This window comes from Erwinia sp. SLM-02, assembly GCF_037450285.1.
Taxonomy (GTDB): Bacteria; Pseudomonadota; Gammaproteobacteria; order Enterobacterales; family Enterobacteriaceae; genus Erwinia.
This window is the reverse complement of sequence record NZ_JAQISN010000028.1, coordinates 1-456: the sequence shown is the minus strand read 5'-3', so window position 1 is coordinate 456 and position 456 is coordinate 1. Positions and strand designations below refer to the sequence as shown.

Sequence of the window (456 nt, the reverse complement as noted above, 5' to 3'; positions counted from 1 at the left end):
GACTACACGGGTATCTAATCCTGTTCGATCCCCACGCTTTCGTGCCTCAGCGTCAGTTGGAGGGTAAGCTGCCTTCGCAATCGGAGTTCTGCGCGATATCTATGCATTTCACCGCTACACCTCGCATTCCGCATACTTCTTCTCCACTCAAGACCGCCAGTTCCGATGGCTCTACGGGGTTGAGCCCCGCAATTTTACCACCGGCTTGACGCGCCGCCTGCGCACCCTTTAAACCCAATAAATCCGGATAACGCTCGCATCCTCCGTATTACCGCGGCTGCTGGCACGGAGTTAGCCGATGCTTTTTCTTCGGGTACACTCAGAAAGGCACACGTGCCTCCGTTTGTTCCCCGACAAAAGAGGTTTACAATCCGTAGGACCTTCTTCCCTCACGCGACTTGGCTGGTTCAGGCTTCCGCCCATTGACCAATATTCCTCACTGCTGCCTCCCGTAGG

1 rRNA gene is annotated in these 456 nt (G+C 55.3%); it reads right to left on the bottom strand.

What is annotated here, in order from left to right:
- A 16S ribosomal RNA gene (locus PGH32_RS24600) occupies nt 1-456 on the bottom strand; the annotation flags it as partial.